The organism is Salinicoccus carnicancri Crm (assembly GCF_000330705.1).
GTDB lineage: Bacteria > Bacillota > Bacilli > Staphylococcales > Salinicoccaceae > Salinicoccus > Salinicoccus carnicancri.
Genome location: NZ_ANAM01000008.1, coordinates 439,282 through 453,820, shown reverse-complemented (window position 1 = coordinate 453,820; position 14,539 = coordinate 439,282). Strand labels below are relative to the sequence as shown.

General features: G+C 46.8%; 10 protein-coding genes, 1 tRNA gene and 1 riboswitch. Of the genes, 8 read left to right on the top strand and 3 right to left on the bottom strand.

Going from position 1 to position 14,539, the window contains the following annotated elements; genetic code table 11:
- Positions 1 to 33: 33 nt before the first annotated feature.
- Positions 34 to 873 carry a YitT family protein gene (locus C792_RS0110055; protein ID WP_040608864.1) on the top strand — a complete coding sequence of 280 codons (840 nt, stop codon included), beginning with the start codon at positions 34 to 36 and terminating at the stop codon, positions 871 to 873.
- Positions 874 to 945: 72 nt separating this feature from the next.
- On the opposite strand, the gene C792_RS0110050 is transcribed toward C792_RS0110055, so the two are convergent.
- Positions 946 to 1,017: transfer RNA gene (locus C792_RS0110050), tRNA-Val, on the bottom strand.
- A gap of 146 nt (positions 1,018 to 1,163) precedes the next feature.
- On the opposite strand from C792_RS0110050, the gene C792_RS0110045 reads away from it, so the two are divergent.
- Positions 1,164 to 1,937 carry an acetoin reductase gene (locus C792_RS0110045; RefSeq protein ID WP_017549315.1) on the top strand — a complete coding sequence of 258 codons (774 nt, stop codon included), beginning with the start codon at positions 1,164 to 1,166 and terminating at the stop codon, positions 1,935 to 1,937.
- 43 nt (positions 1,938 to 1,980) lie between these two features.
- Here C792_RS0110045 and C792_RS0110040 read toward each other — a convergent pair whose 3' ends face one another.
- Positions 1,981 to 3,204, bottom strand: coding sequence for a helix-turn-helix domain-containing protein (locus tag C792_RS0110040; RefSeq protein ID WP_017549314.1), 1,224 nt, complete (start codon positions 3,202 to 3,204; stop codon positions 1,981 to 1,983).
- A gap of 138 nt (positions 3,205 to 3,342) precedes the next feature.
- Here C792_RS0110040 and uidA point away from each other — a divergent pair, with 138 nt between their 5' ends.
- Entirely contained in the window at positions 3,343 to 5,157 is a 1,815-nt protein-coding gene (gene uidA / locus C792_RS0110035; protein WP_017549313.1) for a beta-glucuronidase, read from the top strand.
- Positions 5,158 to 5,345: 188 nt separating this feature from the next.
- On the opposite strand, the gene C792_RS0110030 is transcribed toward uidA, so the two are convergent.
- Positions 5,346 to 8,639 (bottom strand): efflux RND transporter permease subunit, encoded by a 3,294-nt coding sequence (locus C792_RS0110030; RefSeq protein ID WP_017549312.1) that lies wholly within the window; start codon positions 8,637 to 8,639, stop codon positions 5,346 to 5,348.
- A gap of 142 nt (positions 8,640 to 8,781) precedes the next feature.
- On the opposite strand from C792_RS0110030, the gene C792_RS0110025 reads away from it, so the two are divergent.
- The 5 genes from C792_RS0110025 to C792_RS0110005 all read left to right on the top strand — a co-directional run bounded on the left by C792_RS0110025 (position 8,782) and on the right by C792_RS0110005 (position 14,527).
- Positions 8,782 to 9,363 (top strand): TetR/AcrR family transcriptional regulator, encoded by a 582-nt coding sequence (locus C792_RS0110025; RefSeq protein ID WP_017549311.1) that lies wholly within the window; start codon positions 8,782 to 8,784, stop codon positions 9,361 to 9,363.
- Between the two features lie 258 nt (positions 9,364 to 9,621).
- Positions 9,622 to 11,184 carry an MFS transporter gene (locus C792_RS0110020; protein WP_017549310.1) on the top strand — a complete coding sequence of 521 codons (1,563 nt, stop codon included), beginning with the start codon at positions 9,622 to 9,624 and terminating at the stop codon, positions 11,182 to 11,184.
- 132 nt (positions 11,185 to 11,316) lie between these two features.
- Positions 11,317 to 11,589 carry a YciI family protein gene (locus C792_RS0110015; protein WP_017549309.1) on the top strand — a complete coding sequence of 91 codons (273 nt, stop codon included), beginning with the start codon at positions 11,317 to 11,319 and terminating at the stop codon, positions 11,587 to 11,589.
- Positions 11,590 to 11,602: 13 nt separating this feature from the next.
- Entirely contained in the window at positions 11,603 to 12,457 is an 855-nt protein-coding gene (locus C792_RS0110010) for an NAD(P)-binding domain-containing protein (RefSeq protein WP_017549308.1), read from the top strand.
- Positions 12,458 to 12,550: 93 nt separating this feature from the next.
- Positions 12,551 to 12,659: riboswitch (SAM riboswitch) on the top strand.
- 68 nt (positions 12,660 to 12,727) lie between these two features.
- Positions 12,728 to 14,527 (top strand): PLP-dependent aspartate aminotransferase family protein, encoded by a 1,800-nt coding sequence (locus C792_RS0110005; RefSeq protein WP_017549307.1) that lies wholly within the window; start codon positions 12,728 to 12,730, stop codon positions 14,525 to 14,527.
- The last annotated feature ends 12 nt before the right edge of the window (positions 14,528 to 14,539 follow it).

Genomic DNA, 14,539 nt, shown 5'->3' with positions numbered 1-14,539 from the left:
AGAAGAATCAATTTTGAAAAGATGAGGATCTACATGACACCGAGGATCACGGTACAGACATTGATAAATATAGCTGTCGTGATATTGGGTTCATTCCTTTTTTCCATAGGTATCAATACTTTTATGATTGCAGGCAATCTGGGTGAAGGCGGCGTCACGGGGCTGGCAATTATCCTTCTGTACGCGTTTGATATATCACCGGCGGTATCCACACTGATACTCAATGGTCTCCTGCTCATTGTGGGTTTCCGGTACCTATCGAGACGTGCGATGTATTACACGATATTTGCAGTGATCATGATGTCCATGTTTCTGGGCTTGACTGAAACATGGACGATCCAGTCGGATGAAATAATGCTCAACGTCATATTCGGCGGCCTGTTCATCGGGCTCGGCAATGGGCTTGTCATCCGTATCGGCGCAACGACGGCCGGTTCGGCAATAATCGGACGAATTGCCCATAAATTCCTGGATGTAAAAATAGCAACTGCCATTTTGGTGGCAGACCTCATCGTTATCCTTCTCAGTCTGACGGTCCTTACAGTTGAAAAAGTACTCCTCACTGTCACTGCAATGTATATTGCGGTAAAAGTCATGGATTTCATCATTGAAGGTATGAATCCGAAGAAAGCTGTGACGATTGTTTCTGAAAATCCCGAGGCACTCGGGACACTGATCAACAGTGAAATCGGCCGGGGTGTGACAATGCTTAACGGCAAAGGTTTCTATACAAGGACGGAGAAGGATATCCTCTACGTCGTCATCAACAAATCCAAGCTGGTCAGGCTTAAAAGGCTGATCAAAAAATATGATGAGAATGCCTTTGTCGTTGTCAACGATGTAAACAGCGTGCTCGGTAATTCGTTCGTCTGATTTATAATTTTAAATATCTGATTCAACAAGAAAAGCATCCGGAAATTTTCCGGATGCTTCTTTAGTGTTTAGTGACTCCGAGTGGTTTCGAACCACCGACCTCTTGCATGTCAAGCAAGCGCTCTCCCGCTGAGCTACGGAGTCATTATGTAAATCGCTAGATACCAATTTACAGGGTATTCATGGAAATGTCAAATACTTATTTTGACGGAATTTTCTGATATATCATTGAAGCAATGATCTTTATTGACTATAATTGAATAGAAAGATAAAAAACGGAGGGGGTCATTATGTCTAAAGTTGCTGTTGTAACCGGTTCGGGTGGCGGCCTTGGAAAGGGTATTGCAGAACGTCTGGCAAAAGATGGTTTCAAAGTTGTTGTCAATGATATCAATGCAGAAGCGGTCAATTCCACAGTGGAAGAGATGAAGGGGAGAGGGCATGATGTGATAGGTGTTCAGGGAGATGTCTCCAAAAAGGAACATCAGTTTCTGCTTGTGCAGCGGGCGGTGGAGGCATTCGACAGGCTTGATGTCTTCGTCAACAATGCGGGTATAGATGTTGTCACACCGTTTCTCGATGTGGATGAAGAGCAGCTGAACACGGCGTTCACAATCAATGTGAACGGTGTGGTGTTTGGCACCCAGGCGGCTGCGGAACAGTTCAGGAAACAGAAGACGAAAGGCAAAGTCATCAATGCCTGCAGCATCGCGGGGCATGAATCATATGAGATGCTCTCGACATATTCAGCAACGAAGCACGCCGTAAAATCGTTCACCCATTCTTCAGCGAAGGAGCTTGCCCCATATGATATCAGGGTCAACGCCTACTGTCCGGGTGTGGCAGGTACAGCCATGTGGGATCGGATAGATGAGGAAATGGTCAAATACTATGATCATATGGAACCCGGTGATGCTTTCAGGGAATTCTCGGGGAATATCCTTCTCGGGAGGCCGCAGGAACCGGAAGATGTGGCGAATCTGGTATCATTCCTGGCTTCTGATGATGCCGATTATATAACCGGGCAGGCTATTGTCACCGATGGCGGCCTGGTGTTCAGATGATCGGGTCTCAAATACCGCTTTGATACACATCAAAGCGGTATTTCTATGCCTTTGCAGCATACTGTCCAGGAGAGGTTCCTGTATGTTTCTTAAAAACTCTGCTGAAATAATTGAGGTCATTGAAACCCAGAAGCAGTGCGATATGCGTTATGGAGTGTTTTCTCTTCCTGAGATAGATCTTCGCTTCATCTATTCTTTTCTCCGTAATGAATCCTGTCATGGAAATACCCGTTTCCTCCCTGAATTTTCTGGAGAGGTAGGAGGGGTTGATATGCAGCTTTTCTGAAATTCCGGATAAAGTGAGCGTTTCTCCGAGGTTCATCATGATATGATCCATCGCCTTTCTGACATGGGGGCTGTAGCCGCCTGTTGAAAAGGAATGGACAAGATCACAGTATTCATTCGCCATGGAAGTGATCAGTTTTTTTAAATTGGTCAGTGTGTCAGTCTTTTCTATCAGTATGGCGAATCTTTCAGAGATTATGTGAAGATAAATGGGATGCACACCGCTGTTTTCTGCGGCGACCCTGAAACTTGTATTGGACACCAGTGCCATATTTTTGGATGATCGTATGGGGCTGCCGGGTATCCGGTCGGAAAAGCCCACGAATATATCCATCATGGTGTCCAGTTCCTTTTCCACGCCTTCTTTATCGCCTCTTTGGATGGCCTCCATCATCTTATTCTGATGATGGTATCTTTTTTCAATGGTCTCTTTGTATTCCTCTCTGGTCAATTCTACCTGTTCATAATCGATGACCGGATGAGCAGCACTGGTGCCGGCTGGCTGCGCTTCAATATAACCTCCGGTCACCAGGTTTACCAAAAGGTTTCCGAAGTGGTTTGTATCCATTTCATCCAAAACAGACAGTGACTGGTAGAACTGTTCCAGTTCTTTCCGCTCCCCGATCGGCAGGTTATTTTCGGCAATGACCTCCTGTACAAAATCGAGGATTGAAATGCCGGAGATGAATGGTCCGATTATCATGGCGCCAATGTATCCATCCGATCTGTATACGCCCGCCGCTATATATTCGATACCGTAAAGATTGGTGTAGTGCAGGTATTTATTGGGAGATTCATCTATGAGCACCGCATTGATATTTACATAATCATTCACAGGCCTGCCAAGGACGGACGGAATGGTATGATTGCTGTATTGTTGCACGATTTTACCGGAGCCGTCTGTCAGTGTGACATCCATTTTTGTTGTATGGTGTATGATCCGGCTGGATTTCATAAAATCATCATGTATATCATCGGTCATTCTTATTCCCTCCTTATTTTCTGAAAAATAAGTAATATAAATGCTATTATAGCAAATAAAATGCTAATCACAAGATGGTGGGTATTCTATAATGACAGTGGAGAGAATAAATGAAAACCTGAATGGAGGAAATGAATAATGCTGTATCCGATTGATACCGAAAGCCGTGTTGTGATGAATCTGAACGGCGTATGGAAATTCATGATCGACAGGGAGGTGGAATCTGTCGATCCGACAGAACCGCTGCCGGCGAAAGAAGTCATGGCAGTACCTGCATCATTCAATGATCAGACGGTGACAAAGGAAATACGTGAACACAGTGGATATACATGGTATGAAAGGGAATTCAAAATTGCAAAGCCCCTGATGAAGGAACGTATTGTTCTGCGCTTTGGTTCAGCGACCCATGAAGCATGGGTATACGTGAATGGCAGAGAGGTGACTCATCATAAAGGTGGATTCACGCCATTCGAAGTTGAAATCGATGAATTCCTTGAACAGGGAACGAACCGCCTCACGGTCCGTCTTTCGAATCTGCTCGATTACACGACGCTGCCGGTAGGCAACTACAGTGAGCACAGGGACGAGGATGGGAATCTGGTAAGAAAAGTGGATGAGAATTTCGATTTCTTCAACTATGCCGGCCTGCATCGTCCCGTACACCTCTATACAACACCGAAAGATTATATAAAAGATATTTCCATTGCACCTGAGGTCGATCTTGACAAAAGGCGCGCTGATGTAAAAGTTGATGTAAAAACAGCGGGTGATTTTGATGAGGTGCTTGTGACAATCATCGATGAAGAGGGCAATGTGGCAGGGCGTAGCTCAGGCAACACCGTCAGCGTGGCTATTGATGACGTCGCTCTCTGGCAGCCGCTTGATGCCTATCTCTACACGGCGAAAGTGGAAGGAATAAAGGGAGGCGAGACAACCGATGTATATGAAGAACAGTTTGGTGTACGCAAGGTGGAAGTCGCTGGCGGCAGGTTCCTGATCAATGGAGAGCCCTTCTATTTCAAAGGCTTCGGAAAACATGAAGACACCTATGTCAACGGACGGGGACTCAATGAAGCCTATAATGTGCTCGACATCAACCTGATGAAAAAGATGGGGGCGAATTCATTCCGGACCTCCCATTATCCGTACTCCGATGAAATGATGCGCCTGTGTGACAGGGAAGGCATCGTCGTCATCGATGAAACCCCAGCCGTGGGTCTGTTCGGCTCCTTCAGTTTCGACCTCTCCGTACTCGAGAAAGGAGGGGACAGCAAAGATGACACATGGGAAGTTATGGACACTTCCGACGCCCATGAACAAGTCATACGGGAGCTGATCGATCGGGATAAGAACCATCCAAGCGTCGTAATGTGGTCGATATCCAATGAAGCAGCTACCTATGCCAACGGGGCATATGAATACTTTGAGCCATTGTTCAATCTGGCACGAGAACTGGACCCACAGAAACGGCCGCTCACGAATGTCTATATAATGATGGCGACGCCGGAATCCGACCAGTGCTCCGATCTGTTGGACGTCATTGCGCTGAACAGGTATTACGGCTGGTACCTGGATACCGGGAATCTTAAGACCGCAGAAGAAAAAACGCGCAAAGAACTGCTTGCATGGCAGGAAAAATACCCTGATAAACCAATCATGTACACTGAATACGGTGCTGACACAGTGGCGGGCTTCCACAGCCCGTACGGAGAACCTTTCAGCGAGGAATATCAGGAAGACTACTACAGGATGAACAGCAAAGTGTTTGATGAGATTGATAATTTTGTCGGTGAACAGCTATGGAACTTTGCCGATTTCCAGACAAAATTCGGCATCAACCGTGTCCAGGGAAACAAGAAGGGCGTATTCACAAGGGAAAGGGAACCGAAGATGGCAGCCCGCTACCTGAGTGAGCGCTGGAACAGCATCCCCGACTTAGGTTATAAAAAATAGGAAATTGAAACAGAATATTTGATGACGGCTCCTTCGGGAACCGTCATTTTTTATTTTCAGATAACAGTTGTTTTTTTGAACAAAGTATTATAAAGTGACAGACAAAGACAAATCCTACTTGAGTAATACTATATTATCCATCACAAAAATCCGTACGGGGAATTTCCCGTACGGATTTTAATTATCTGCTATTCATCAGATTTGTCATTCTTCATTCTATCCAGCAGTTTCTGCATTTCATTGATGTAGTTGTCATTATGATTTTCCTCGACTTCAGGTGCCCGGGGGTCTGCATTCTGTGCAGTGTTCCTTGATTCGTAATCGTATTCGCTGTCTGCACTTTCTTTTTGGCTGCGTTCTTCCTCACGTTTTCTGGCATCGATTTCCTTTTGTGTGATGACATCCCCGTCCGGTGTCATGTATTTCTTATGCATTTTACGTGTTTCCTTATCCACGTAGCTGTAGAAAATAGGAATGATGAAGAGTGTGAAGACTGTACTGCTTGTGAGACCGCCGATCACGACAATACCCATGGATGCGACCATTTCCCCGCCTTCACCGATGCCCATGGCAAGAGGCAGCATGCCGAGTGCTGTTGTGAGTGCTGTAATCACGATTGGACGGAAACGGTGCTGCACACTCATCTCAAGAGCCTCCAGTGTAGGGTAACCTTTTTCCTTCTGCTGGTTTGTATAGTCTACCAACAGGATGGAGTTGTTCACGACAATGCCGAGCAGCATTATGATCCCGACGAACGATACTATGCTGAGCGGATTATTCGTAATGACGAGTGAAAGCATCACTCCGATGATACTGAGCGGTACAGCCATTATTACTATGAACGGATGTTTGAATGACTCGAATTGGGCAACCATCACGAGGTAGATGAATGCAATCCCGAGTATCAGCGCCAGCAGCATCTGCGGCATGGCATCTGTCAGCATCTCGAGGTCTCCGCCGACGGAGTAGTGCGTATTATCACTGAAATCAGCGTCGGCCACGATATCTTCCACGTAGGCTCCTGCTTCGTTCAGTGACATGTCCTCGGCATACGTAACCGTGAGCTCGCTAGTTTCCTCCATGCTGTCCCTGGTGATCAACGGCAGCATGTCCACTTCCTCGAGATTGGCGACTTCTTCTAAGGCGATATACTCACCTTCACTGTTTGCAATCTCGATATTTTCAAATTCTTCCATACTTGTGAGTATGTCATCCGGATACTTCACGTTAATGGATATGAATTCATTGCCATCTTCTACGGTCGATGCCTGTACACCATTCGAAGCTTCGTACAATGCGGAACCGATCTGGGCCGGCTGCAGGCCGTTTTCCCTGGCTGCTGCACGGTCCACCTGCACCTGCAGTTCCTGCACCATCTCTTCACGGCTGGATTCGACACTTTCAATCTGGTCGTCATCCTCAAGTGCCTGTATGATTGTGGCTTCGGACTCCGCCAGACGGTCTGCATAATCATCGGAGACATTGAGTGTCAAGGTATTCGGTTCCCCTCCCATGCCTGACTGTGACATCGGCACAATGTTTATCTCGGCAGATTCATCAATGCCTTCAATGTCGTCTTCGATTTCGTTGATGAAATCATTCGTGGTGAGACTCCGGCTGTCCGGATCGACAAGTGTTGCCGTTATGCTCGCTTTGTTGGGTTCTTCCGACATCGTCATCATCGGAGATGCAGATCCGATGTTGCTCAGGTAAGTATCGACTTCGGAATATTCCTTGAGTTCATTTTCTATGTTTTCGACTGTTTCGAATGTATCCTCAAAAATCGTGCCCTGTTCCTTTTCAATTTCAATGGTGAGTGCACCTTCGTCACTCTCGGGCAGCAGGTTGATGCCCTGGTTGTAGATGCCGAGTGCACTGACAACCAGGAGGAGGGTCGTGAGTACAATCACCAGAACGCGATGGTTCAATGACCATCTGGTAAATTTTCTGAGCATTTTCATATAGGACCGTTCGCTGCGGACCTTCTCCAGGTTTTCATCCGGTGCCTTCAAAATTCTGCTGGCCAGCATCGGTACAACCGTCAGCGCGGTGAATAAGGAGCCGAACAGGCTGAATGCAACTGTTATTGCAAATGGTGTGAAGAGCTGTCCGACAAGGCCGCTGACAAATACGACAGGAAGGAATACGGCCGCTGTCGTCAAAGTGGATGCAATGATTGCGGAAGCAACTTCCTTCGCACCTTCACTTGCCGCCTGCCTGGGCTTTTTGCCCATGGATAGATGTCTGTATATATTTTCTATTACGACGACGGCGTTATCGACAAGCATACCGATTCCGAGTGCCAATCCGCCCAGTGTCATCATGTTGATGCTGATGTCAGTGAAGAACAGCAGTGCAAAAGTGGTAATGACAGAGAAAGGGATGGAAATACCGATGATAAGCGGCGCCTTCAGGTTTCTGAGGAAGGCGAACAGGACAATCATCGCAAGGACGGCGCCGGAAATCAGAGATGTGTAGACACTGTTTATCGCAATGTCGATGTATTCCCCTTCATCATATAAGGTTTCCACTGTCAGATTGTCGAATTCTTCCTCGTCCAGTTTTTCATCGAGTACATTGTTGAACTCTTCATTAACGCTCGAAGCATTGGCATCCGATGAAAGCATGACGTCAATCGACAGTGCGTCTTCCTGGTTCATCCTTGTGAGAGTATCGCTTGACTGCTCTTCGATGGACACTTCCGCCACATCATCGAGTGTCACCGTACCGGCGTCATCCGGCAGATCCGCAAGAACAAGCTCGCGCAGGGATTCCACGCCGTCAATCTCGCTGACTGTCCGGGTCGAGATGGACGTGCGGTCCTCGGTATCCGTCACGGTGGCGTTCGGTATGGATATATTGTTCGCTTCGATGATGCCGGCGATATCGCTCTGGCTCATGTTATATTGGGACAGTGCCTCCGTATCCAGGTTGACCTGGATTTCTTCGGTAACCGAGCCATTTTCGGTGATTGAGGCGACTCCTTCGACATTTTCCAGTTCGGTGATCAGGTCATCGACCTGATCCTGATATTCAGCGGCGCTTTCACCGCTCGATGTAACTGCCATCTGAATACTTGGCATCATGGAAATATCAAATTTGAGGAAAGACGGATCACCAGCCTCATCCGGCAGATCGACAGAATCCATTGCACGGGTGATATCATTCTCTACATCTTCGATTTTGGTGTCATAATCAAATTCCAGTATGACGATTGATGAGCTTTCCTGGGACTGTGATGAAATATTCGTCAGTCCGCTGAGTGAGGAGAGCTCCGACTCAAGGGGCTTGGTCACATCATCCATGACCTCCTCAGGTCCGGCGCCCTGATACGTAGTGGCAACAGCCGCAACCGGCGGTTCAATATTCGGCATCAGCTGCAGAGGCAGGCGGGTAAGGGAAACAGCGCCGAGCAGCAGCAGGATGATCATGACTACAATGGTAAAGTTCGGGCGCCTTATGGAAAAATCCGATAGCTTCAAAATATATTCTCTCCTTATATAGAATTATTTATTTTTACTAATCCAACAACGTGTTGTACAATACTATATGTTAATTAATTTGTGGACCTGAATCAATAAACAATCAGAGCGAAAGTGTTGAAAGTGGGGGAATATGTCTAAAATGAGTCGTAAAGAAGTAACTAAAAACAACCTTCTCGATGCCTTCTGGGAACTTTATAAAGAAAAACCCATGGCAAAAATTACAGTAAAGGAAATCACAGACAGGGCGGGATATAACAGGGGGACATTCTACACATATTTCATAGATATCGATGAAGCGCTGGAAATACTGAAAGCGTCATTGATGCCGGACAAGGAAATGATCATCAACCCTTTCATAGAACTGAAGGAAAACGACGGCAGGATCATCGAACCGATAGAGGGGACGAATGATTACCTTAAAAAGAACGGTGAAAAAGTAGCGGTGCTGCTCGGCCCGAATGGTGATCCCGGGTTTGTACATGAACTGAAAGCCCGCCTCAGACAGATCATCATCAGCTATGCAAAAGATCTGGAGATCAAAGAAGTGGAAGATTTCGAGTATGTCATAGAATATCATATCGCGGGACTCATCAGCCTGTACCAGCTGTGGCTGGAGAAAGGACAGAACATTGATGAAGAATCACTGGGGCATGTATACGAAGAAACAGCATACAAAGGGGCATTGTCGGTCATCAACCGGATGCTGAATGATATAAGGTAAATATACTATACAGCAAGTAGTTATGAAAATGGTTTCCGGGGTTATCGGACACCATTTTTTTATTATGGCTGAAATATATTCAAAACCCCTGTATGTAAACATATTGTTTATCCATTAAATCAAAATAATCATCTTATTCGAAAAAATCAGTAAAAATCATTGTGTAAGGGTTTTCAATGTGATATATTCAAACCATTAATTAGTTTAACTTATAAATTAAATGGATTTTAAAGTACTTGACAGGGGGAGTGGGTATTTATGGCAAGACCGGAATTGGAAGGGGATTTCTCAAGAGAGAAATATCACACGGCAAAAATATGGCAGATTGCATTTTTTGCGCTGAACAACAGTGCAACGAATCTTTTCCTGTTTGGTATGGGGTTTGTCACCTATTATGCGACCGGTGTCGCCGGACTTGCAGTCATGACTGTTAGTACGATACTTGGTCTTATGCGCGTTTTCGACAGTATTACGGATCCGATACTGGGCTTCATACTGGATAAGACAGAGACTAAATTTGGCAAATTCAGACCCATCATGGTCATCGGGAACATCGTGCTGCTGGTTACGTTCCTTCTCATGTTCAACGTATTGCATCTATTCCCGCAAAATCTGCAGTTCGTCGTATTCGTGCTGCTGCAATTCTTTTATATCCTCGGATACACGATGCAGACGACTGTAACACGGGCAGCGCAGACGGTCCTTACCAACCACCCAAGACAGCGGCCGATGTTCTCAATTTTCGATGCTATATTCACATTGTCACTGTTTACGTTCGGACAGATTTACGCGTCGCAGTATCTGATTGGCAAGTACGGTGATTTCACTTACAGTTATTTCATAGAATTGTCATTCACTTTTGCTGCTGTCGGACTGCTGTTTACAGTACTCGCTGTATTTGCGATCCGGACCAAGGACAGGAAGGAATTCTATGGCATAGCAGAAATCAATGTCCAGACGAGGTTCAGGGACTACTGGCCGGTATTAAAGCGCAACAGGGCCCTGCAGATGCTCGTCATATCGGCGGCGACCGATAAATTTGCGGCAATGTTCATGAACCAGCAGGTGGTCCAGGTCATGTTCTTCGGCATACTGCTTGGAAACTTTGCGCTGAGCGGCCAGATCAGCCTGATTGTCCTTGTGCCGAGTCTGATATTCATTTTCGCAGGCGTGAGATATGCACAGAACCTCGGCTTGAGGCGCGCTCTGGTCCTGTTTTCATATGTAGGGGCAATTTCCTTCGTGCTCCTTTTCATAATGATGCTCGTATTCGACACAAAAAGTTTTGCCTTTGATGACTGGGGAGTGCTCTCCATCGCATTTCTGGTCCTTTACTCGTTCGGACGGGCCATCAGTTCACTGACGCCATCAATCGTCATCCCGATGATCGGCGATGTATCTGATTATGAAACATATACCTCAGGCAGATATATCCCGGGAATGATTGCGACACTGTTTTCATTTGTGGACAAGATGGTCTCGAGTCTGACGCCGTTCGTAGTGGGGGCGATGGTATCAATGATTGGATTTGCTGATGAATTTCCGACAGTGACGGATGAACAGACGACCGGAATCCTCTGGGTTGGATTGATGTGCATGCTCGGCTTTCCCATACTGGGGTGGGTTGCGTCAATCATTGCTCTCAGGTTCTATCCGCTGACTAAAGAGAAGATGTCTGAAATTCATGAAGAGATGAACAATACGAAGAACTTCATACTGGATGCCAGGGACAGGAAGCTCGCAGAGGAGCAGGTAATCGAAAAGAAAGCTGGAAATCTTAAAGAGGATGTTGAACAGGACGAAGAAGATAAACATCAATGATTTTTTATGAACACCAACCGTATGATGGTTGGTGTTTTGTACTTCTACGGGAGCCGCGAAAAGAAAAACCATGCATCATCTGATAATATTAAATGAAGCAATCTAAACTTTCTATAAATTAGGAGGGGAATGATGAAGTATTTTGCTGTATTCCTTCCGATGAAGGATGAACAGAAAAGCAGGGATTTCCGCCCACAGCATCTTGAGTTTCTGAAAGAGGGCAGGGATGAAGGGTCAATCCTTATGAATGGGCGCTTTGTTGATGGCGCCGGAGGGCTGGTAATCTATCAGGGAGAGTCGCTGGATGCGGTTGAAAGTAAGGTCAGAGCTGATCCATATATAGTGAATGGTGCAAGGTATTATGAGCTTCATGAGTGGGAAATGGAATCAAATTTTGATTTTTAGGAGTGTGTATATTATGAAAGTGGGATTCATAGGGCTCGGCATAATGGGAAAACCGATGTGCAAAAATCTGCTCTCCCAGAATATTGCAATGTATATTGCAAGCAGCAGGGAATCAACCAATGATGAATTGGAGGGACTGGGTGCAACTGTGATGGAGAGTTACATGGATGTGGCCCAACGCTCAGACGTGCTTATACTCATGCTTCCGAACTCACAGGATGTCCATGATGTCATAATCAAAAGCGGTCTTTATAAAGAACTTGAAACTGGAACAATTGTTGTCGATATGAGTTCAATCACGCCGAAAATGAGTGAGGAAGCTGCTGGATATCTCAGGAATGCCGGGTCGGATTATATCGACGCACCGGTCAGCGGCGGAGAGGAAAAAGCGGTTGAGGGAACATTGTCCATCATGGCAGGTGGAAGAGATGATTCGTTTCGGAAGGTGATGCCGCTCCTTGAAATCATGGGCGGCAGTGTGACACATACGGGCGGGGTCGGTCTCGGGAATGCCACGAAACTTGTCAATCAGGTCATTGTGGCAAACAATATCATTGCTCTCTCGGAAGGAGTTGCTGTCGCAAAGGAGCTGGGTCTTGACCTTGATACGATGTATGATGCCATAAAAGGCGGACTTGCAGGCAGTAATGTGATGGATGCGAAAATCGGACGGATGCTGGAGGCGGCATATGAACCTGGATTCCGGATGGATCTTCATATGAAAGATCTCAATAATGTCTTCGGAAGCCTTGATGAAAGTATGAATCTTCCGGTCACTTCAAAGACTAAAGAGATCATGAATGAACTGATTAACCAGGGCAAAGGGGATAACGACCACGGCGGGCTTTACGAATATTATGCGGAGTGATTAATTAGACTTAATATTTTGTATTGAAGAAATGTTTTGACAAATGTGTTTAATCATAGTATTGTAGTAAACATTATAGAAATTAATATAATCAGCTTATCAAGAGAGGCGGAGGGACTGGCCCTGTGATGCCCGGCAACCATCAGGCATATTGTCTGAAAAGGTGCTAATTCCTGCAGGGTTCTTTCCTGGGAGATAAGAGGAGGACAGAGGCTCTCTTCTTATAAAAGAAGAGGGCTTTTTTCATACATAGAAATTGGAGGAATGAATATGACGAACGAACACAATTCCACTTATGACCTGGAGACACTGTCCCTGCATGGCGGACAGGCACCGGATCCGACGACAGGTTCACGGGCTGTGCCGATCTACCAGACCACATCTTACGTATTCCATGACACTGAGCATGCTGAAAGCCTGTTTTCGCTGGATGAACCGGGCAATATATATTCACGCATCGGCAACCCGACCGTGGAAGTTTTTGAAAAGCGGATGGCGCTTCTTGAGGAGGGGGTTGCGGCAGTCGCAACTTCATCAGGCATGTCGGCGATTACGCTTTCCATCCTCAATCTGGCAAGTGCAGGTGACGAAATAGTTGCCGGTTCGAATCTATACGGCGGCACATACAATCTGTTCGCTGTGACGCTGCCGCGCTACGGCATCAATGTGACATTCGTCGATCCGTCCGACCCGGAGAACTTCAGGGCAGCGATTACGGATAAGACCAAAGCGGTGTTTGGTGAAACAATCGGTAACCCTGGTCTGCAGGTACTGGATATCGAAGCGGTTGCTGATATTGCACATGAAGCGGGGGTACCGCTCATAGTCGACAATACTTTTGCAACGCCTCATACATGCAAACCGGTTACCCTCGGTGCTGATATCGTCATCCATTCCGCCACAAAGTGGATCGGTGGACATGGAACTTCCATCGGAGGCGTCGTCGTGGACGGCGGCCGTTTCAACTGGAATACGGCGAAATTCCCTGAGTTCACAGAACCCGACAGCAGCTACAACGGCATACGGTATGCAGTGGATTTCGGCACGCTTGCCTTCAGTACCAAGATCCGTGTTCAGCTGCTCCGGGATTTCGGCGCCTCGTTAAGCCCGAACAATGCATTCCAGCTGATTCAGGGGCTTGAGACACTGCATGTCAGAGTGGAACGGCATAATGAAAATGCTGAAAGGCTGGCACGTTTCCTCAATGATCACCCGGCTGTGGAGTGGGTTACATATCCGGGACTTTCTGACCACCCTTCTCACGAGATTGCCAGGCGGATTTTCAGGAATGGTTTCGGATCCATCATCACATTCGGCATCAAAGGCGGCAAAGCGGCAGGAAAAAAATTGATTGATAATGTTGCACTGTGGTCCCATGTGGCGAATGTCGGAGATGCCAAATCCCTGATCATCCATCCGGCCTCCACCACCCACCAGCAGCTGTCCAAAGAACAGCTGGAAGAAACGGGAGTATATGAAGAGCTGGTCAGGCTGTCAGTAGGCATCGAATCTGTGAGGGATATCCAAAATGACCTGGACCAGGCCCTGTCAAAAGCGACAGGTTTTAGTGTACGGGACGAAAAAGAGATTGTCATCAACGATGAGGGCGTCATCAGGTGGGTGCTGAATTCACCGGTCGAGAAAGTGGTTGATGAAAGCGGAAATGAAACGCCCCGGCAAAAGACGCTGGCGGTTGTCGGTCTGAGCGGCAAGGAAGCGAGACCGAGCTACCGGCTGGCACGTAAGATGCAGAGGCTGGGATATAAGATTATTCCGGTCAATCCGCGTGAGACGGAGATTCTGGGAGAGAAGGCATATCCGGATCTCGCAAGTGTGCCTGCTAAAATCGACGTCGTACAGGTATTCAGAAGCCCGGAAGCGGCGATAGAGATTGCCGGGGAGGCGCTCAGGGTGGATGCTAAAATCTTCTGGCTGCAGGAAGGGGTCGTTTCCCCGGAGGCTGCTGATATCGCAAGAGACGGCGGGATGGAGGTTGTCCATAACCGCTGCACCTACAAGGAAGCCCAGCGTCTCCTGGGAACTATATCAACTTATGCCTGTGAAATATGATCCGGTCCCAAA

Excerpts from the sequence above, each read along its gene's own strand:
- C792_RS0110055 (WP_040608864.1), top strand. The coding sequence starts at position 34 with ATGACACCGAGGATCACGGTACAGACATTGATAAATATAGCTGTCGTG.
- C792_RS0110045 (WP_017549315.1), top strand. The coding sequence starts at position 1,164 with ATGTCTAAAGTTGCTGTTGTAACCGGTTCGGGTGGCGGCCTTGGAAAG.
- C792_RS0110040 (WP_017549314.1), bottom strand. The coding sequence starts at position 3,204 with ATGACCGATGATATACATGATGATTTTATGAAATCCAGCCGGATCATA.
- uidA (WP_017549313.1), top strand. The coding sequence starts at position 3,343 with ATGCTGTATCCGATTGATACCGAAAGCCGTGTTGTGATGAATCTGAAC.
- C792_RS0110025 (WP_017549311.1), top strand. The coding sequence starts at position 8,782 with ATGAGTCGTAAAGAAGTAACTAAAAACAACCTTCTCGATGCCTTCTGG.
- C792_RS0110020 (WP_017549310.1), top strand. The coding sequence starts at position 9,622 with ATGGCAAGACCGGAATTGGAAGGGGATTTCTCAAGAGAGAAATATCAC.
- C792_RS0110015 (WP_017549309.1), top strand. The coding sequence starts at position 11,317 with ATGAAGTATTTTGCTGTATTCCTTCCGATGAAGGATGAACAGAAAAGC.
- C792_RS0110010 (WP_017549308.1), top strand. The coding sequence starts at position 11,603 with ATGAAAGTGGGATTCATAGGGCTCGGCATAATGGGAAAACCGATGTGC.
- C792_RS0110005 (WP_017549307.1), top strand. The coding sequence starts at position 12,728 with ATGACGAACGAACACAATTCCACTTATGACCTGGAGACACTGTCCCTG.